This window comes from Mesorhizobium sp. B2-3-13, from assembly GCF_006442195.1.
GTDB classification, from domain to species: Bacteria; Pseudomonadota; Alphaproteobacteria; order Rhizobiales; family Rhizobiaceae; genus Mesorhizobium; species Mesorhizobium salmacidum.
In genome coordinates this window covers 278134-296005 of the sequence record NZ_VFVQ01000003.1, presented here as the reverse complement: position 1 = coordinate 296005, position 17872 = coordinate 278134, and the positions used below count along the sequence as shown (strand labels likewise).

At 64.6% G+C, this 17872-nt stretch carries 14 protein-coding genes and 1 pseudogene; 10 read left to right on the top strand and 5 right to left on the bottom strand.

Annotated elements, in window-relative coordinates:
• Positions 1-256: 256 nt before the first annotated feature.
• Positions 257-1291, bottom strand: coding sequence for an aldo/keto reductase (locus FJ941_RS06020; RefSeq protein ID WP_140503893.1), 1035 nt, complete (start codon positions 1289-1291; stop codon positions 257-259).
• A gap of 55 nt (positions 1292-1346) precedes the next feature.
• Positions 1347-2528: an MFS transporter gene (locus tag FJ941_RS06015; protein WP_140503892.1), complete on the bottom strand. Its 1182-nt coding sequence runs from the start codon at positions 2526-2528 to the stop codon at positions 1347-1349.
• Positions 2529-2646: 118 nt separating this feature from the next.
• Between FJ941_RS06015 and FJ941_RS06010 the strand changes: the two genes are divergently transcribed.
• The gene (locus FJ941_RS06010; RefSeq protein WP_140503890.1) at positions 2647-3552 is read left to right on the top strand and encodes a LysR family transcriptional regulator; all 906 of its coding nucleotides are present in this window, start codon (positions 2647-2649) and stop codon (positions 3550-3552) included.
• Positions 3553-3612: 60 nt separating this feature from the next.
• Here FJ941_RS06010 and FJ941_RS06005 read toward each other — a convergent pair whose 3' ends face one another.
• Together FJ941_RS06005 and FJ941_RS06000 are read right to left on the bottom strand one after the other, a co-directional pair.
• Positions 3613-4662 (bottom strand): aldo/keto reductase, encoded by a 1050-nt coding sequence (locus FJ941_RS06005; protein ID WP_140503888.1) that lies wholly within the window; start codon positions 4660-4662, stop codon positions 3613-3615.
• A 102-nt stretch (positions 4663-4764) separates the two neighbouring features.
• The gene (locus tag FJ941_RS06000) at positions 4765-5427 is read right to left on the bottom strand and encodes a YggS family pyridoxal phosphate-dependent enzyme (protein ID WP_140503886.1); all 663 of its coding nucleotides are present in this window, start codon (positions 5425-5427) and stop codon (positions 4765-4767) included.
• A 152-nt stretch (positions 5428-5579) separates the two neighbouring features.
• Here FJ941_RS06000 and leuS point away from each other — a divergent pair, with 152 nt between their 5' ends.
• The 4 genes from leuS (at position 5580) to FJ941_RS05985 (ending at position 11571) form a co-directional block, all read left to right on the top strand.
• Positions 5580-8204 carry a leucine--tRNA ligase gene (gene leuS, locus FJ941_RS05995; RefSeq protein ID WP_140503885.1) on the top strand — a complete coding sequence of 875 codons (2625 nt, stop codon included), beginning with the start codon at positions 5580-5582 and terminating at the stop codon, positions 8202-8204.
• Positions 8191-8769 (top strand): LPS assembly lipoprotein LptE, encoded by a 579-nt coding sequence (gene lptE, locus FJ941_RS05990; protein WP_140503883.1) that lies wholly within the window; start codon positions 8191-8193, stop codon positions 8767-8769. Before leuS ends, lptE begins: the two co-directional genes overlap by 14 nt.
• Before the next feature lie 59 nt (positions 8770-8828).
• The gene (locus tag FJ941_RS29650) at positions 8829-8960 is read left to right on the top strand and encodes a hypothetical protein (protein WP_281405560.1); all 132 of its coding nucleotides are present in this window, start codon (positions 8829-8831) and stop codon (positions 8958-8960) included.
• 64 nt (positions 8961-9024) lie between these two features.
• On the top strand, positions 9025-11571 hold the full coding sequence (locus FJ941_RS05985; RefSeq protein WP_140503882.1) for a DNA translocase FtsK: 2547 nt from the start codon (positions 9025-9027) through the stop codon (positions 11569-11571).
• A 79-nt stretch (positions 11572-11650) separates the two neighbouring features.
• Here FJ941_RS05985 and fsa read toward each other — a convergent pair whose 3' ends face one another.
• Entirely contained in the window at positions 11651-12307 is a 657-nt protein-coding gene (fsa, locus tag FJ941_RS05980; RefSeq protein ID WP_027145130.1) for a fructose-6-phosphate aldolase, read from the bottom strand.
• A 91-nt stretch (positions 12308-12398) separates the two neighbouring features.
• Here fsa and FJ941_RS05975 point away from each other — a divergent pair, with 91 nt between their 5' ends.
• From FJ941_RS05975 to atpA, 5 genes and pseudogenes are all read left to right on the top strand, one after another.
• A complete protein-coding gene (locus FJ941_RS05975) occupies positions 12399-14582 on the top strand; it encodes a primosomal protein N' (RefSeq protein ID WP_140503880.1) in 2184 nt (727 codons plus the stop codon).
• Between the two features lie 49 nt (positions 14583-14631).
• A pseudogene (locus FJ941_RS05970) lies at positions 14632-15020 on the top strand (aspartate/glutamate racemase family protein).
• A gap of 95 nt (positions 15021-15115) precedes the next feature.
• A complete protein-coding gene (locus tag FJ941_RS05965; RefSeq protein WP_127275645.1) occupies positions 15116-15511 on the top strand; it encodes a DUF4345 family protein in 396 nt (131 codons plus the stop codon).
• A gap of 246 nt (positions 15512-15757) precedes the next feature.
• Positions 15758-16318 (top strand): F0F1 ATP synthase subunit delta, encoded by a 561-nt coding sequence (locus tag FJ941_RS05960; protein WP_140503878.1) that lies wholly within the window; start codon positions 15758-15760, stop codon positions 16316-16318.
• Positions 16318-17847: a F0F1 ATP synthase subunit alpha gene (gene atpA, locus FJ941_RS05955; RefSeq protein ID WP_140503877.1), complete on the top strand. Its 1530-nt coding sequence runs from the start codon at positions 16318-16320 to the stop codon at positions 17845-17847. Before FJ941_RS05960 ends, atpA begins: the two co-directional genes overlap by 1 nt.
• The last annotated feature ends 25 nt before the right edge of the window (positions 17848-17872 follow it).

Here is a 17872-nt window from a genome sequence, read left to right as displayed (position 1 = left end):
ACGGAACGCCTATCGCTTCGTCATCCTAGGGCGCAGCGAGGAGCGGAGCGACGAGAGCAGACCCTAGGATCCATGCCGCGACCTCTCGACGTTGCAGCGGTCCAGAATTCTGATCCGCCGCATTGCTCAACAGCCGTCACGGCATGGATCCTCGGGTCTCCGCGACGGAGCTTCGCTCCTGCTTCGCCCGTGGATGACGAAACTGAGAGGCGTCGGCCAATCCCGAACGTTGCCGCCCAAATGAACGATCGCGAGTTTAAACCGCCGGCGGGTTCAGCCGGGCAAAGCCTTCCTGACGCCGATAGGGGAAATAGGGGTAGGGCGCGGTGACCTCGCTTGCGGCGTCGAGCTTTTTCATCTGCTCCGGCGTCAGCGTCCAGCCGACGGCGCCGAGGTTCTGTCGCAGTTGCTCCTCGTTGCGGGCGCCGATAATGACGGAGGAAACGGTCGGGCGCCGCAGCAGCCAGTTGATCGCGATCTGCGGAACCGTCCTGCCGGTTTCCTCAGCCACGGCGTCGAGCGCATCCATGACCCGATAGAGATGCTCATCCTCGACCGGCGGGCCGAAGCTCGCGGTCTCGTGCAGCCGGCTCTTTTCCGGCAAGGGCTGGCCGCGGCGGATCTTGCCGGTCAGGCGGCCCCAGCCGAGCGGGCTCCACACCAGTGCGCCGAGGCCCTGGTCGAGGCCGAGCGGCATCAGCTCCCATTCATAGTCGCGGCCGAGCAGCGAATAGTAGACCTGATGCGCGACATAGCGTGGGTAGCCGTGCATCTCCGCGAGGCCGAGCGACTTCATCACTTGCCAGCCGGAGAAGTTGGAGACGCCGACATAGCGCAGCTTGCCGGAGCGAACGAGGCCGTCCAGCGTCGACAGAACTTCCTCGATCGGCGTGCCGGCATCGAAAGCGTGCAGCTGCAGCAGGTCGATGTAGTCGGTGCCGAGGCGCTTCAGCGCGGCGTCGACCGACTTGATCAGCCGCGAGCGCGATGAGCCAAAGTCGGCCGGCCCGTCGCCCATGGGCAGCGCGGTCTTGGTCGAGATCAGCACCGCGTCGCGCCGGCCCTTGATCGCTTCGCCGAGCACCTCCTCCGAGGCGCCGTTCGAATAGACGTCGGCGGTGTCGAACAAATTGACGCCGGCCTCGAGGCAGATGTCGATGAGGCGCCGCGCTTCGCTGGCGTCACTGTTGCCCCAGGCACCGAACAGCGGGCCGGAACCGCCAAAAGTTCCGGCGCCGAATGAGAGCGCCGGCACATTCAGGCCCGATGCGCCGAGACGTCGATAGTCCATTTTCTTGCTCCTGGTGGTTTGTGAAGAGGAGAGGCGATTCGGGTGTCGGCTGATGTCACGACCGGACGGTGGCAGGCGCGCCTGATGTGGTGCCACGATCGAGGCGAAGCGCCAGTCCGGCCACGGCGAGTGCCGCCAGCGGCAGCAGGGCGGCGACCCAGGTGAGCGAACCCAGCCCAAGGCCATGGGCGATGACCGTGCCGCCAAGCCAGGCGCCGGCCGCATTGCCGAGATTGAAGGCGGCGATGTTGAACGATGAGGCCAGGCTTTGGCCGGCGCCTTGCGCCTTCTCCAGCACCCACATCTGCAGCGGCGCCACGGTGGCGAAGGCGGCCGCGCCGAGCAGGCCGACATAGATCACGGCCATGACCTGGCTGTGGATGGCGAAGCTCATCGTGGCAAGCACCAGCGCCAGCACCACGAGGCTGCCGAGCACCGCCGGCACCAGCCAGCGATCGGCGACCTTGCCGCCGGCGAGATTGCCGGCGATGAGACCGCCGCCGAAGACGAGCAGGATCGGCGACACGGCCGCTTCCCTGAAGCCGCTGATCTCGGTGAGCAACGGGGCGATGTAGGTAAAGACGCCGAAGACGCCGGCATAGCCGAGCACCGTCGTGGCGAGGCCGAGCAGGACGGGCGTGCGGCGCAGCACGGCGAGATCGGTGCGCAAATCGCTCTTCTCGAGCGCTGCGTGGCCGCGCGGCACCAGGGTCAGGATGACGGCGAAGGCGGCGAGGCCGACGGCGGTCACCGCCCAAAAGGTCGCGCGCCAGCCAAAGGCCTGGCCGAGCCAGGTGCCGAAGGGTACGCCGAGGATGTTGGCGATGGTGAGCCCAGTGAACATCAGCGCGATCGCCGAAGCTTTCCTGCTGGGCGCGACCAGGCCAGTGGCGACCACCGAGCCGACGCCGAAGAAAGTGCCATGGGCAAAGGCGGTGATGATACGGGCACCGATCAGGGTCCAGTAATCTGGCGCCAGCGCACAGGCGAGGTTGCCAATCGTGAAGATTGCCATCAACGCCAGCAGCACGGTTTTGCGCGGCCAGTTGCCGGTGGCGATGGTCAACAGGGGTGCACCGATGACAACACCGAGCGCGTAACCCGAGATCAATTGGCCAGCGGCCGAGATCGACACACCAAGATCCTTACTGACATCTATGAGCAGGCCCATGATGACGAATTCGGTGACACCGATGCCAAAGGCACCGGCAGCGAGGGCATAGAGAGCAAGAGGCATGGCGGTCCTATCTGTCAGCAAAGGACGCCCAGTCCGCGCCCCGGCCCGGAAGATCGTGATCCGCCATGTTGTGAACCAGACTTGCCAAAGGCATATTTCCTGTGAAATAGATTCACAGGTGGCCAGGCCCGATATCAACCGCTCCGGCGAGATCGAAGTCTTCGTACGCGTCGTCGAAGCGGGGAGCTTCTCGGCCGCGGCGCGGCGGCTGCGCATGACACCGTCGGCGGTGAGCAAGCTGATCGCGCGGCTCGAAACACGGCTTGGTGCGCGGCTTGTCAGCCGCTCGACGCGCAAGCTCCAGCTCACGCCGGAAGGGACGTCCTTCTACGACAGCGGCGTGCGCGTCTTGGCTGACCTCGATGCCGCCGAGCGGGAAGCGGCGGCGGGTGCGGCGCCGCGCGGGCGGCTGAGGGTCAATGCCTATGTGCCGTTTGGCCAACACCGGCTAATGGCACTGCTGCCGCGATTTCTGGCACGGTATCCGGAGATTTTCGTCGAGGCTGTGCTGACCGACAGCGTGATCGATCTGTTGGAAGAGCGCGCCGATGTCGCGATCCGCGCCGGGCCGCTTCGCGAGTCACGGCTGGTGGCGCGCAAGCTCGGCCAGAGCCGGATGGTGGTGGTTGCCGCGCCTGCCTATCTCGAAGCGCGCGGCACGCCGCTGACGCCCGGCGATCTCGGCCGTCACAACATGCTTGCCTTCGGTTTCGTCCGATACATCGACGGCTGGCCGTTCATCGACGCGGCCGGCGCACCGGTCATGGTCCCGATCGCAGGCTCTGCCACGGTGAGCGACGGCGAGGCGATGCGGCTGTCCGCCCTATCAGGGGCGGGCATTGCGCGGCTGGCGCGCTGGCATGTCGAGCCCGACATCGCCGCCGGCCGGCTGGTGCCGCTGCTGGAAGACTTCAACCCCGGCGACGAAGAGCCGACGCATGCCGTCTATGTCGGTCAGGGCAAACACCTGCCTGCACGTGTGCGGGCCTTTCTCGACTTTCTCGCAGAGACCGTCCGGCTGTAGTCGAAGCCGCGCGTCCATGGGACACGCGGCGTCGAAAAGACTGGCTTGCCAGCGGTAGGGCTATGCCTTCGGGACGAAAGGCGCCGGACGACGGCCGGCGCCCTGGCGTTCGACCATCCAGCCGGGATATTCGGCCGGCAAGGCGCTCACTTCGTCCAGCCTGGCGAGGTCGTCGGCATCGAGCTTGAGGCTGGTGGCGGCGAGGTTCTGCTCGAGTTGCTCCATGCGGCTGGCGCCGATGAGCACACTCATGACGAAAGGCTTGGCCAGGACATAGCCGAGCGCCACGGTGGCGACGCTGACATCATGTTTCTTGGCGACCTCGCGCATGACGGCGACCGCTGCCCAGGCGCGGTCCTCGTTGACCGGCGGGAAGTTGAAGGACGCGCGGCGGCCCTCGCCGTTGCCCGGCGCGCCGGGGCCATATTTGCCGGACAGCAGCCCGCCGGCCATCGGCGACCATACCATCAGGCCGAGCTTCTCCTCGTTGATCAGCGGCACGATCTCGCGCTCGAGGTCGCGGCCGGCGATCGAATAATAGGACTGGATGGTCTCGAAACGGGCAAAACCCTTGCGGTCGGCGATGCCGAGCGCCTTGGCGATGCGCCAGGCCTGCCAGTTGGACACGCCGACATAGCGGACCTTGCCACTAGTGACGAGATCATCGAGTGCCCGCAGCGTCTCGTCGATCGGCGTCACCGCGTCGGTGCCGTGCAACTGATATAGATCGATGTGGTCGAGCTGCAGCCGTTCGAGGCTGGCATCGACCGAATCCATGATGTGGCCGCGCGACGAGCCGCGCTGGTTCGGCCCGTCGCCCATGGCGGCATGGACCTTGGTGGCGATGACCACGTTCGACCTGGCAACACGGAGATCTCTAAGCGACTGGCCGAGAAGGCGTTCGGACTCGCCGACGGAATAGACGTCGGCCGTGTCGAAGAAGTTGACGCCGGCGGCGATCGAGCGGCCGACGATTTCGTTGACGCCCTTCTGGTCGAGGCTGGCGATCAGGCCCCATTGGGCGTTCTGGCCGGCGGCGCCGAAGGTCATGGTGCCGAGGCAAAGTTCGGAGACGAAAAGCCCGGTGTTTCCAAGCTGATTATAACGCATCGTGAGGCTCCAAGAGGATGTGTGGTGACATCGGGACAAATAGGAACGGTACGTTTCGTTTCAAGCGCTGGGGCAATGAACTAGCCGGGCTGGCCTAAGCGACTACCGGTTGCCGAAGATCGCCGAACCCACGCGGACGCTGGTGGCACCGAAGACGATCGCGGTCTCGTAGTCGCCGGACATGCCCATCGACAGTTTGGCGGCGCCGGCCTCTCTCGCCATTTTTTCCAGCAGTGCGAAATGCGGGCCGGGATTCTCGTCCGCCGGCGGAATACACATAAGGCCTTCGATGGCGAGGCCATGAACTTCCCGGCAGCGCTTGACGAAGGCGACCGCCTCGCGCGGTTCGATGCCGGCTTTCTGCGGTTCGGAACCGGTATTCACCTGGACATAGAGCTTTGGCGCACGGCCTTGCCTGGCAATTTCCTTGGCGAGCTCGGCGGCGATCTTGTCGCGGTCGATGGTCTCGATGACGTCGAACAGCGCCACCGCCTCCCTCGCCTTGTTCGACTGCAGCGGGCCGATCAGGTGTAGTTCGATATCGGGGAAAGCCTTCTTCAGCGCTGGCCATTTGCCTTGTGCTTCCTGGACGCGGTTCTCGCCGAAGACGCGTTGGCCGGCCTCGATCACCGGCTGGATATCGAGGGCGTCGAAGGTCTTGGAGACCGCCACCAGCGTCACCGCGCCGGCTTCACGACCGGCCTCCTGCTCGGCGGCGGCGATCTTCGCCTTGACCGCGAAAAACTGCTGAACGGTGTCGCCCATATGCAAATCCCGCTGTTTGACTCGCGTTTTTGTCAGCCGCGACGCCCATATGGTTGACGGGTTTGCCAAACCATGGTGAACACCCGGACCACATTTCGTGAACTGCCGGGCTCTTGCCCGCAGTTCGCATGCTTTTAAGTGAAAAACGTCCCATGGCAACCGAACGATACAATCCGCGCGCGTCAGAACCCAAATGGCAGAAGGTCTGGGCCGAAAAGAAGCTTTTCGAAGCGCACAATGACGATCCGCGCCCGAAATACTACGTGCTGGAGATGTTCCCCTATCCGTCGGGGCGCATCCATATCGGCCATACCCGCAATTATACGATGGGCGACGTGGTGGCGCGCTACAAGCGGGCCAAGGGCTTCAACGTGCTGCATCCGATGGGCTGGGACGCCTTCGGCATGCCGGCCGAGAACGCGGCCATGCAGAACAAGGTCCATCCCAAGGAGTGGACCTACCAGAACATCGCCACCATGCGCGAGCAGCTCAAGGTGATGGGCCTGTCGCTGGACTGGGCGCGCGAATTCGCCACCTGCGACGTCGATTATTACCACCGCCAGCAGATGCTGTTCCTCGACTTCGTCGCGAAGGGGCTGGTGACGCGCAAATCTTCCAAGGTCAACTGGGACCCGGAGGACATGACGGTGCTCGCCAACGAGCAGGTCATCGACGGGCGCGGCTGGCGCTCCGGCGCGCTGGTCGAACAGCGCGAGCTGACGCAATGGTTCTTCAAGATCACCGACTTCGCGCAGGACCTGCTGGATTCATTGGACGGCCTCGACGAATGGCCCGAAAAAGTGAAGCTGATGCAGCAGAACTGGATCGGCCGTTCGGAAGGCTTGCTGATCCGCTGGCCGCTGGCCTCGGAAATTGCCGGCGAGCATGAGTTGGAGGTCTACACGACGCGGCCCGACACCATTTTCGGCGCCTCGTTCATGGCGATCGCCGCTGATCACCTGCTGGCCAAGAAGGCCGCGGAGACCAATCCGGCGCTGGCGAAGTTCATCGATGAAGTGCGCCATATGGGCACTTCGGTGGCGTCTCTCGAGACGGCCGAGAAGAAGGGCTTCGACACCGGTATCCGCGTCGTCCATCCCTTCGACGATACCTGGACGCTGCCGGTCTATGTCGCCAATTTCGTGCTGATGGAATACGGCACCGGCGCCATCTTCGGCTGCCCGGCGCATGACCAGCGCGACCTCGACTTCGCCAACAAATACGGCCTGCCGGTGGTACCGGTGGTGATGCCGGACGGCGAGAACCCGTCGGCTTTCCAGATCATCGACGAGGCCTATGTCGACGATGGCGCGATGATCAATTCGCGCTTCCTCGACGGCATGAAGCCGGACCGGGCTTTCGACGAGGTCGCGAACCTGCTGGAACAGAAGACGATCGGCAACCGGCCGATGGCCGAGCGCAAGGTGAATTTCCGCCTGCGCGACTGGGGCATTTCGCGCCAGCGCTACTGGGGCTGCCCGATCCCGATGATCCATTGCGAGGATTGCGGCGTGGTGCCGGTGCCGAAGGCCGACCTACCGGTCAAGCTGCCGGACGACGTCGATTTCGACCGGCCAGGCAATCCGCTCGACCGTCACCCGACATGGCGGCATGTGAAGTGCCCGCAATGCGGCAAGGACGCGCGGCGCGAAACCGACACGATGGACACGTTCGTCGATTCGTCCTGGTACTTCGCCCGCTTCACGGCGCCCTGGGCCCATGAGCCGACCGATCCCAGAGCAGCGAACGAGTGGCTGGCCGTCGATCAGTATATTGGCGGTATCGAGCATGCGATCCTGCATCTGCTCTATTCGCGCTTCTTCACCCGCGCCATGCGCGAGACCGGCCATGTCGACCTGGCCGAGCCGTTCAAGGGCCTGTTCACGCAAGGCATGGTGGTGCACGAAACCTACCGTGTCGGCTCGGCATCGAATGGCCGCTGGCTGGCGCCGACCGAAGTGCGTCTGGAGGAAGTCGATGGCAAGCGCCGCGCCATCGACATCGCCACGGGCGAGGCGGTCACCATCGGCCCGCTCGAGAAGATGTCGAAGTCGAAAAAGAACACGGTGAGCCCGGAAGACATTACCGATGGCTACGGCGCCGACACGGCGCGCTGGTTCATGCTGTCGGATTCACCGCCCGAACGCGATGTCGAGTGGACCGACGAAGGTGCCGCCGGCGCACATCGTTTCATGCAGCGCATCTGGCGCCTGGTGTCGACGGCGGCCGAGACGCTGGCAGGGGTCACACCCAAGGCGGTCAATGACGGCGAGGCCGGAGCGGTTTCCAAGGCCGCGCACAAGATCCTGAAGGCGGTCGGCGAAGACATCGAGAAGCTCGCCTTCAACCGTGCCATCGCCCGCATCTATGAACTGGCCAACGCGCTGACCACCCCGCTCAACGAGGTGGCGGAAGCCAAGGCCGATCCGGCGCTGAAAAACGCCTGCCGCGAGGCCGTCGAGATCATGGTGCACCTGATCGCGCCTGTCATGCCGCACCTTGCCGAAGAGTGCTGGGAGACGCTGGGCGGCAGCGATCTGGTGGCCGAACGGCCGTGGCCGGTCTTCGATCCGGCGCTGGTCGTCGACAATGAAGTCACCTATCCGGTACAGGTCAACGGTAAGAAGCGGGGGGATTTGACAATTGCCCGCGACGCGGACCAAGGTGCGGTCGAAAAAGCGGTCTTGGCTCTCGACTTCGTGCAGAAGGCACTTGAAGGCAAGGCTCCGCGCAAGGTGATCATCGTGCCGCAGAGGATCGTCAATGTCGTTGCCTGATCGGGAAAAGACAGAGTTGAGCCGTTTGCTGCGCCGCATCGCGCTTGCCGGTCTTGTCGGCTCGCTTGCGCTCGTCTCGGCCTGTCAGGTGCGGCCGCTCTATTCGAGCGCGCCGCTGTCGACCGGCTCCACAGCCAATGCCGAGCTGGCGTCGATCGCCGTCAAGCCGGTCCGGACGCGTTATGCCCAGCAGGTGCGCAACAATCTGATCTTTGGGTTCGGGCGCGGTGCCGGCGAACCGGCTTCGGCGCTTTATTCGCTCGATCTCGGCGTGACCGAAGCCGTTGAATCCTCGGCACTCGTCCAGGTTGGAACCGATCAAGACGAGCCGACCGCCGGTTCGGTGACGCTGACCGCCGGCTACACGCTGACCGATGCGAAAACCGGCGCGGTGATCGCGGTCGGCAGACGGGCGATCACCTCGTCCTTCGACAGGCCGCGTCAGGAATTTGCCTCCTACCGGGCGCAGATCGACGCCGAGAACCGTGCCGCGCGCGAACTGGCCGAGGCCCTGCAACTGTCAATCGCGCAGGATCTGGCCCGACACGGCAAGGCAGCCAGCTAGCGCCACTCTTCGTTCACAAAAGACGTCCTCTCGATCCTGGTGCCCCCGGCTGTTTCCCGATGGCCAAGGGCCGGCGCTTGCACATGCTCGGCCCGCATATGTGGATGATCGTCGAATACGATCCAGCGCTCGAATCCGTATCGTTCGGCATCGCCGCGAAAGATATTTTTCGCTCGCTCCAACGGCACTGACGGAAGCAACTGTTAACCACTCGCTCCCTATTGCTCAGCAGACGTTCCACAGTGAGTCTTGAGCATGGAAGCCAGGCGTTTTTCTCGGGTCAATTCATTGCACACAGCTTCGCCCGATGACCCCGAAAGGGAGCGCTCCGGCGGCCCGCGCGGCAAGGTGGATGTCAGCCAATCCGGTGCTTCCCATGCGGGCCAGTCCGGACGGGTAGCCGATCCCGGCGACGACCGCAGACCCTCCGTCGAGCCGAATGGGAAACCCGCGGCGGACAATGCTTTCCCGCAGGGCGACACCGAAAGCCCCGCCTGGCAAGAGTATTTTTTCCTTGCGCCCAATGTGCGTTTTACACGCACGCCGGACTATGAACCCAAGCATCGCCAACCTCATGACGTGGTTGCCGCGCAGGGCGGTCCGCAGGCGCCCCCGACGCAGCAGGTCGGGCCTGGCGCCGTCATGCGTCGCGAACCGTCACCGGCCGCGTACGCTCAGCCGGCGCGCGGCGGCGAGACGTCGCAAGGTGTTCAGCCGACGGCTCCGAAGATGCCCGCAACGGCACGAGCGGCCACGCGCCCGGCGCCCGTTGTCGTGAATGGCGCGCCGGTCAGAACAGCCACCGCTGAAAAAGCCCGGCGGCCCTATCTTTCGAATCACGCCTTCTTCGAGGGCTTGGCTCCGCTTCTGGTTGACGTGACGTCGCCGCCCCGCTCAGTCAGCCCGGTTTCGCGTGTACCGGTCGCGGCAGCGCCGGTCGCCGCGGCGCGGGCCGACATCTCCGCGTCCGCCGTGGCCGATGTCACCACCTTGTTCCGTGTCATCGAATGCCTTCCGGGCCAGGCCTCGTCCGCACTGCCGGACGTCTTTCCGGCCAACTCCAACAAGGCCTTGGTCGAGCCGCCCGTTCCGGCGGGCAGGGCTGTCCGGCAGGGCCGGACGACGGCAGTGGTGGCATCTGCCGCAAGCAGCGCCGCCCCACTTGTGCAGCGCATGGAGGAAACCGTTGCCACCGTGCGCGGGCCGTCGCTGCCCATGGCTGGCAAGGTTGCGCGGCCGGTGACGGGCGAAAGCTACGAGCTTCCCTCGGAGGAACTGCTGCAGCAGCCGCCGGAAGGGCAGGGCTTCTACATGTCGCAGGAGCGGCTCGAGCAGAATGCCGATCTCCTGGAAAGCGTGCTGGAGGATTTCGGTGTTCGCGGCGAGATCATCCACGTTCGCCCTGGCCCGGTCGTTACCCTCTACGAGTTCGAGCCGGCGCCGGGTGTCAAGTCGTCGCGCGTCATTGGCCTCGCCGACGATATCGCCCGCTCCATGTCGGCGGTCTCGGCGCGCGTCGCCGTCGTGCCCGGCCGCAATGTCATCGGTATCGAGCTGCCGAACGAGACCCGCGAAACCGTCTATTTCCGCGAACTGATCGAATCGCAGGGCTTTCGCAAGACCAGCTGCAAGCTGGCGCTTTGCCTTGGCAAAACGATCGGCGGCGAACCTGTCATTGCCGAGCTGGCGAAAATGCCGCACCTGCTCGTCGCCGGCACCACCGGCTCCGGCAAGTCGGTCGCCATCAACACCATGATCCTGTCGCTGCTCTACCGGCTGAAGCCGGAAGAATGCCGGCTGATCATGGTCGACCCGAAAATGCTTGAGCTCTCCGTCTATGACGGTATCCCGCACCTTCTGACCCCCGTCGTCACGGATCCCAAGAAGGCCGTTACCGCGCTCAAATGGGCGGTGCGCGAGATGGAGGATCGCTATCGCAAGATGGCGCGGCTCGGCGTGCGCAACATCGACGGCTACAATGAGCGCGCCGCCCAAGTCCGCGACAAGGGCGAGACGGTCGTCATGACCGTGCAGGCCGGCTTCGAGAAGGGCACCGGCGAGCCGCTGTTCGAACAGCAAGAAATCGATCTCGCGCCGATGCCCTACATCGTCGTCATCGTCGACGAGATGGCCGACCTCATGATGGTTGCCGGCAAGGAGATCGAAGGCGCCATCCAGCGCCTGGCGCAGATGGCGCGCGCCGCCGGCATCCACCTGATCATGGCAACGCAGCGGCCTTCGGTCGATGTCATCACCGGCACGATCAAGGCCAATTTCCCGACCCGCATCTCCTTTCAGGTCACCTCCAAGATCGACAGCCGCACCATCCTGGGCGAGCAGGGCGCCGAGCAGCTGCTCGGCCAGGGCGACATGCTGCACATGATGGGCGGCGGGCGCATTGCCCGTGTGCACGGCCCCTTTGTTTCCGACGCCGAGGTCGAGCATGTCGTGGCGCATCTGAAGGCGCAGGGCCGTCCCGAATATCTGGAGACCGTGACGGCCGACGAGGATGAAGAGGAAGAGGAGGGCGACCAGGGTCCGGTCTTCGACAAGGGAGCCGTTGCCGCCGAGGATGGCGATCCCAGCTATGATGAGGCGGTCAAGGTGGTGTTGCGCGACAAGAAATGTTCGACGTCCTACATCCAGCGCCGCCTCGGCATCGGCTACAACCGCGCGGCTTCACTGGTCGAACGCATGGAGAAGGAGGGTCTGGTCGGCGCACCCAACCATGTCGGCAAGCGCGAGATCATGGCGGGCAAGCGCCCGTCGCCTATCGCGCCACCCGACGACGGCACCGACTGATCGGGCGGTCACCTCTTGATCCGCAGCGTATGAAAAAGGCCGGTTGCCCGGCCTTTCTTCGTATCTGGTGTGGGACCGCTCAGCCGATCTTCTGGCCGGTCTTGGCCCAATCGGCGAGGAAGGCGGCCAGGCCCTTGTCGGTCAGCGGATGGTTGACCAGCGCCTTCAGCGTCGCCGGCGGCGCGGTGATGACGTCGGCGCCGATGAGAGCCGCCTGCTTGACGTGGTTCACCGTGCGCACGGAGGCGGTCAGGATCTCGGTCTGGAAATCGTAGTTGTCGTAGATCTGACGGATCTCCTGGATCAGTTCCATGCCGTCCGAGCCGGTGTCGTCGATGCGGCCGACGAAGGGCGAGATGAAGGACGCGCCGGCCTTGGCCGCGAGCAGCGCCTGGGTGGCCGAGAAGCACAGCGTGACGTTGACCATGCGGTTCATCTCGGTGCGGATCGTCTTGCAGGCCTTCAGGCCGTCCAGCGTCAGCGGCACCTTGATGGCAATATTGGGCGCGATCTTGGCCAGCACCTCGGCCTCGGCCATCATCTGCTTGAACTCGGTCGCCACGACCTCGGCCGAGACCGGGCCTTCGACGATGTCGCAGATCTGCTTGGTGACCTCGATGATCTTGCCGCCCGATTTCAGGATCAGCGAGGGATTGGTGGTGACGCCATCGAGCAGTCCCAGATCGTTCAGTTCCTTGATCTCTTTGATATCGGCGGTGTCGGCAAAAAATTTCATGGCGGGTCTCCTGACGATTTCGTCGTGCTTGGGAAGGCACGTTCAGCGTTGCTCTTTGATCTAGACCAAAGTCAGGGCAAGGTCACGCCTCATGATCGAAGATTCGCCCTTTGTCGCGGCCGCGCCGGTGCTGGTGCCGATGCCGGCCCAACGCCCCTACACCTATGCCGTGCCGGCCGGCATGCGCGTGGTGCCGGGTTCGATCGTGCGCGTGCCGCTCGGGCCGCGCCAGGTCGCCGGCATTGTCTGGGACGGCGTTGTCGAGCAGGTCGATGCCAGGAAATTGCGCCCGATCGAGCAGGTTTTCGACTGTCCGCCAATCGACCGCGCCATGCGCCGCTTCGTTGACTGGGTGGCGCAGTACACGCTGTCGCCGCCGGGCATGGTGGCGCGCATGCTGCTCAGGGCGCCGGAGGCCTTTGATCCCGAACCCTGGATCGAAGGGCTTCAGCGCACCCTGCTCGTGCCCGACCGGATGACCGATGCCAGGGCCCGCGTGCTGGAGACGGCCGAAGGCGGGCTGGCCTGGACGCGCTCCGGGCTCGCGCACGCCGCGGGCGTATCGTCGACGGTGATCGAGGGGCTGAAAGCGCAAGGCGTGTTCGAGACGGTGATGATCCCGCCGCGCCCGGTGGTGGCCGCGCCTGATCCCAGCTATGCCGTTCCCGAACTGATGCCGGACCAGAACGAGGCCGCGTCGATGCTGCGCGCCAATGTCGCGGCCGGCGAGTTCAATGTCGCGTTGCTCGACGGCGTCACCGGTTCGGGCAAGACGGAGGTTTATTTCGAGGCGGTGGCGGCCGCGCTCGAGCAGGGCAAGCAGGTGCTTATCCTGCTGCCGGAAATCGCCTTGACGCACGCCTTTCTCGAACGCTTCCAGCAACGTTTCGGCGCCAAGCCGGGCGAATGGCATTCGGATTTGCCACCGCGAATGCGTGAAAAAGTCTGGCGGCAAGTGGCGGAAGGCGGCGTGCGCGTCGTTGCCGGCGCGCGCTCGGCGCTGTTCCTGCCGTTCCGCGAGCTTGGCCTGATCGTCGTCGACGAGGAGCACGACCCCGCCTACAAGCAGGAAGACCGCGTCTTCTACAATGCGCGAGACATGGCTGTCGTGCGCGGCCATATAGGCGGCTTCCCCGTGGTACTGGCATCGGCGACGCCGTCGGTCGAGAGCCGGGTCAATGCCAGCCAGGGCCGTTATGCCAGGGCTGTGCTTTCCGCCCGCTTCGCCGAGGCGGCACTTCCCGATCTCAAGTCGATCGACATGCGCCGCGCCCCGCCCGCCCGTGGCGGCTTCCTGTCGCCGGTGCTGATCGACCATATGCGCCGGACGCTGGAGAAGAAGGAGCAGTCGCTGCTGTTTCTCAACCGGCGTGGCTATGCGCCGCTGACGCTGTGCCGGGTCTGCGGCCATCGCTTCGGCTGTCCGGTGTGCTCGGCCTGGCTGGTCGAACACCGCTTTCGCGGCCAGTTGGTGTGTCATCACTGCGGTCACAATGAGCGCCGTCCCGAAGCCTGCCCGGAATGCGGCACGCTCGACCATCTGGTGGCTTGCGGGCCGGGGGTCGAACGCATCGCCGAGGAGGTCGTGACGCATTTCCCGGACGCGCGCACCATCGTGCTGTCCTCGGACATAATGGGCGGTGTACGACGATTGCGGCTGGAGCTGGAGGCAATCGCCAATGGCGAGGCCGATATCGTCATCGGCACGCAACTGGTCGCCAAGGGCCACAATTTCCCGGACATGACGCTGGTCGGTGTCGTCGACGCCGATCTCGGCCTTGCCAATGGCGATCCGCGGGCCGCCGAGCGCACGTTTCAGCTGCTCAGCCAGGTGACCGGCCGTGCCGGCCGCACCGGCAAGAAGAGCCTTGGCCTGCTGCAGACCTTCCAGCCCGACCATCCGGTGATGCGGGCGATCGTCTCAGGCGATGCCGAGTCTTTCTACCAGCGCGAGATTTCGGAGCGCGAACGCGCTGCCTTGCCGCCCTTCGGCCGGTTGGCCGGCGTCATCGTCAGCGCGGTGACGCGGGCGGAAGCGGAAGGCCATGCACGCGGCCTGCGCCGCGCGGCACCGGAAGCGTCGGACCTGTTCGTGCTCGGGCCGGCGGAAGCCCCGCTGTCGCTGCTCGGCGGCCGCCACCGCTTCCGCCTGCTGATTCAGGGCGAACGGCGCGCCGACATGCAAGGTTTTATCAGAGCCATGCTCGCCAACGGACCGAAGCAGCGCGGCTCGGTCCGGGTGCAGGTTGACATCGACCCCCAGAGTTTTTTGTAGGGCGCAATTTCAGCTACAGTTGTCTCGGCGAGAGAAACGGAAAGACCACATGAAAACCCTGGGCTTGCTCGGTGGCATGAGCTGGGAACCGACCGCGATCTACTACCGCCTGCTCAACGAGATCGTGCGCGAGCGCCTTGGCGGCTTGCATTCGGCGAAGCTGCTGCTCTGGTCGTTCGATTTTTCCGAGATTGCTGAGCGGCAGCATCATGGCGACTGGGACGGCGCCGGCGCGCTGCTGACCGATGCCGCGCGCAAGCTCGAGGCCGGCGGTGCGGAAGGTCTGCTCTTGTGCACCAACACCATGCATAAGCTGGCCGACCAGGTGCAGGGTGCACCGAGATCACCATGCTGATCGGCCAGGGCGATTTCGACATTCCGGTTTTCGACACGACGCGCATCCATGCCGAGGCGGCGGTGGAATTCGCGCTCGGTTGATGCGCGTCTCCTAAAGTGCCTGGAGCCATCTGGCGCGGCATTTTTCCTTCGCTAGAATGCCCGCGATTTCAAAGCAGACTTTTCGAGGGGACACGATGGACTTTGCGCTTCCATGGCCGACGAGCCAGGGCGAATGGCTGGCCTGGTCGAGCGCGGTCTTCACCGTGCTGCTCGGCCTTCTGTTCTTCCTGGCGCCGGGCCTGGCGTTCCGCATCCTGCGCCTGCAGGCCAAACCCGAGAAGGCGGCGGCGATCGCCGAAGGCCGAGGCCGCATGTCGGGCTTCTATCTAGGGGTCGGCTTGTGCTGCATCCTGCTCGCGCAGCCGCTGGTCTACATGGCGCTCGGCTTCTCCTGGCTGTTCACCGCCTTCGGCCGGCTGCTGTCGATGATGTCGGATGGCGCCAATACACCTTTCAATTGGGTTTCCATCGTGGTGGAACTGGCGCTCGCGGCCTTGCCGCTCGCCTTTGCCTTCGGCTTTGTGCCCTGAATCCAAGGGTATTCCGGCGCGCAGGACCCGAGTCTTTCGCCGGATGCGACAATAGTGCCTGAAAACCATGCGGAACGACGCATTGCGGTCTTAAAATGCCTGTGCTAGACGGCAATCGACTTTCGGCCGGGGATAGCGGAAGCCGCGCCTCCGTGCTTGGAAAAATGCAGTAAGGTCAAAGATTTAGCCAGAGTTTTTGCTCGCGCCAACAATCTGCGGCCTGTCAGACAAGAGAAAAGACGGTCCGTGGCCCAATCGTCATCGCCAATCTCAGGTGTCGCAGAGCGCTATGCCGGTTCGCTGTTCGAACTGGCATCGCAGTCAAATTCCGTGGCCAAGGTCGAGGCCGACCTGAACGGTTTCGAGGCCATGCTGGCGGGCAGCGCGGACCTCGCCCGGCTGATCAACAGCCCGGTATTCTCCAGCGAGGACCAGGCCAAGGCCATCGCGGCGATCGCCGACAAGGCCGGCATCACCGGCCTGACTGGCAATTTCCTGCGCGTCGTCGCCAAGAACCGCCGCCTGTTCGCGGTGCCCGGCATGATCAAGGCATTTCGCCAGATCGCCGCTGAGCACCGTGGCGAGGCTGCTGCTGAAGTGACGTCGGCGCATGAGCTGACCGCGGCCCAGCAGACCGAACTCAAGGCGGCGCTGAAGAGCGTTGCCGGCAAGGACGTGGCCATTTCCGTCACCGTCGACCCGTCGCTGCTCGGCGGACTGGTGGTCAAGATGGGCTCGCGCCAGATCGATACGTCGCTCAAAACCAAACTCAATTCGCTCAAGCTTGCACTGAAAGAGGTCGGCTGATGGACATCCGCGCCGCGGAAATTTCCGCAATTCTGAAAGACCAGATTAAGAATTTCGGCAAGGAGGCCGAGGTCTCCGAAGTCGGACAGGTGCTGTCCGTCGGTGACGGTATCGCCCGCGTTTACGGTCTCGACAATGTCCAGGCCGGCGAAATGGTCGAATTCCCCGGCGGCATCCGCGGCATGGCGCTCAATCTCGAAGCCGACAATGTCGGCGTCGTCATCTTCGGCGCCGACCGCGATATCAAGGAAGGCGACACCGTCAAGCGCACCGGCGCCATCGTCGACGCGCCTGTCGGCCCCGGCCTGCTCGGCCGCGTCGTCGACGCGCTCGGCAACCCGATCGACGGCAAAGGCCCGATCAAGGCGATCGAGCGCAAGCGCGTCGACGTCAAGGCGCCCGGCATCATCCCGCGCAAGTCGGTGAACGAGCCGATGTCGACCGGCCTCAAGGCCATCGATGCGCTGATCCCGGTCGGCCGCGGTCAGCGCGAGCTGGTCATCGGCGATCGCCAGACCGGCAAGACCGCCATCATCCTCGACACGATGCTCAACCAGAAGTCGGTGCACGACAACGGTCCTGAGAAGGAAAAGCTCTACTGCGTCTACGTCGCCGTCGGCCAGAAGCGCTCGACCGTCGCGCAGTTCGTCAAGGTGCTGGAAGAGCGCGGCGCGCTCGAATATTCGATCATCGTCGCCGCCACCGCGTCCGATCCGGCGCCGATGCAGTTCCTGGCGCCGTTCACGGCCTGCACCATGGGCGAATATTTCCGCGACAACGGCATGCATGCGCTGATCAGCTATGACGATCTGTCGAAGCAGGCCGTGGCCTATCGCCAGATGTCGCTGTTGCTGCGCCGTCCGCCGGGCCGCGAAGCCTATCCGGGCGACGTCTTCTACCTGCACTCGCGCCTGCTCGAGCGCGCTGCCAAGCTCAACGACGACCTGGGTGGCGGCTCGCTGACCGCGCTGCCGGTCATCGAAACGCAGGCCAACGACGTGTCGGCTTACATTCCGACCAACGTGATCTCGATCACCGACGGCCAGATCTTCCTCGAAACCAACCTGTTCTTCCAGGGCATCCGTCCGGCCGTCAACGTCGGCCTGTCGGTGTCGCGCGTCGGTTCCTCGGCGCAGATCAAGGCGATGAAGCAGGTTGCCGGCTCGATCAAGGGCGAGCTCGCGCAGTACCGCGAAATGGCGGCTTTCGCGCAGTTCGGCTCGGATCTCGATGCCGCCACGCAGCGCCTGCTCAACCGCGGCTCGCGCCTGACCGAACTGTTGAAGCAGCCGCAGTTCTCGCCGCTGAAGACGGAAGAGCAGGTCGCGGTGATCTTCGCCGGCGTCAACGGCTACCTCGACAAGCTGCCGGTCAACCAGGTCGGCAAGTTCGAGCACGGCCTGCTCAGCCACATGCGTTCGGCCGGCAAGGACGTCCTCGAGGCCATCCGCAAGGAAAAGGCGCTGTCGGACGATCTGCGCGCCAAGCTGAAGGCCGAGATCGACGCCTTCGCCAAGACCTTCGCCTGAGCGAAGTGCAAGTCGGGATCAGGTT

What these genes read in the sequence shown, in the direction of transcription:
- FJ941_RS05985 (WP_140503882.1), top strand. Translation starts at nt 9,025, where the DNA reads ATGGAAGCCAGGCGTTTTTCTCGGGTCAATTCATTGCACACAGCTTCG.
- FJ941_RS05965 (WP_127275645.1), top strand. Translation starts at nt 15,116, where the DNA reads ATGGACTTTGCGCTTCCATGGCCGACGAGCCAGGGCGAATGGCTGGCC.
- atpA (WP_140503877.1), top strand. Translation starts at nt 16,318, where the DNA reads ATGGACATCCGCGCCGCGGAAATTTCCGCAATTCTGAAAGACCAGATT.
- lptE (WP_140503883.1), top strand. Translation starts at nt 8,191, where the DNA reads ATGTCGTTGCCTGATCGGGAAAAGACAGAGTTGAGCCGTTTGCTGCGC.
- FJ941_RS06000 (WP_140503886.1), bottom strand. Translation starts at nt 5,427, where the DNA reads ATGGGCGACACCGTTCAGCAGTTTTTCGCGGTCAAGGCGAAGATCGCC.
- FJ941_RS06020 (WP_140503893.1), bottom strand. Translation starts at nt 1,291, where the DNA reads ATGGACTATCGACGTCTCGGCGCATCGGGCCTGAATGTGCCGGCGCTC.
- FJ941_RS06005 (WP_140503888.1), bottom strand. Translation starts at nt 4,662, where the DNA reads ATGCGTTATAATCAGCTTGGAAACACCGGGCTTTTCGTCTCCGAACTT.
- FJ941_RS06015 (WP_140503892.1), bottom strand. Translation starts at nt 2,528, where the DNA reads ATGCCTCTTGCTCTCTATGCCCTCGCTGCCGGTGCCTTTGGCATCGGT.
- FJ941_RS29650 (WP_281405560.1), top strand. Translation starts at nt 8,829, where the DNA reads ATGGCCAAGGGCCGGCGCTTGCACATGCTCGGCCCGCATATGTGGATG.
- FJ941_RS05975 (WP_140503880.1), top strand. Translation starts at nt 12,399, where the DNA reads ATGATCGAAGATTCGCCCTTTGTCGCGGCCGCGCCGGTGCTGGTGCCG.
- leuS (WP_140503885.1), top strand. Translation starts at nt 5,580, where the DNA reads ATGGCAACCGAACGATACAATCCGCGCGCGTCAGAACCCAAATGGCAG.
- fsa (WP_027145130.1), bottom strand. Translation starts at nt 12,307, where the DNA reads ATGAAATTTTTTGCCGACACCGCCGATATCAAAGAGATCAAGGAACTG.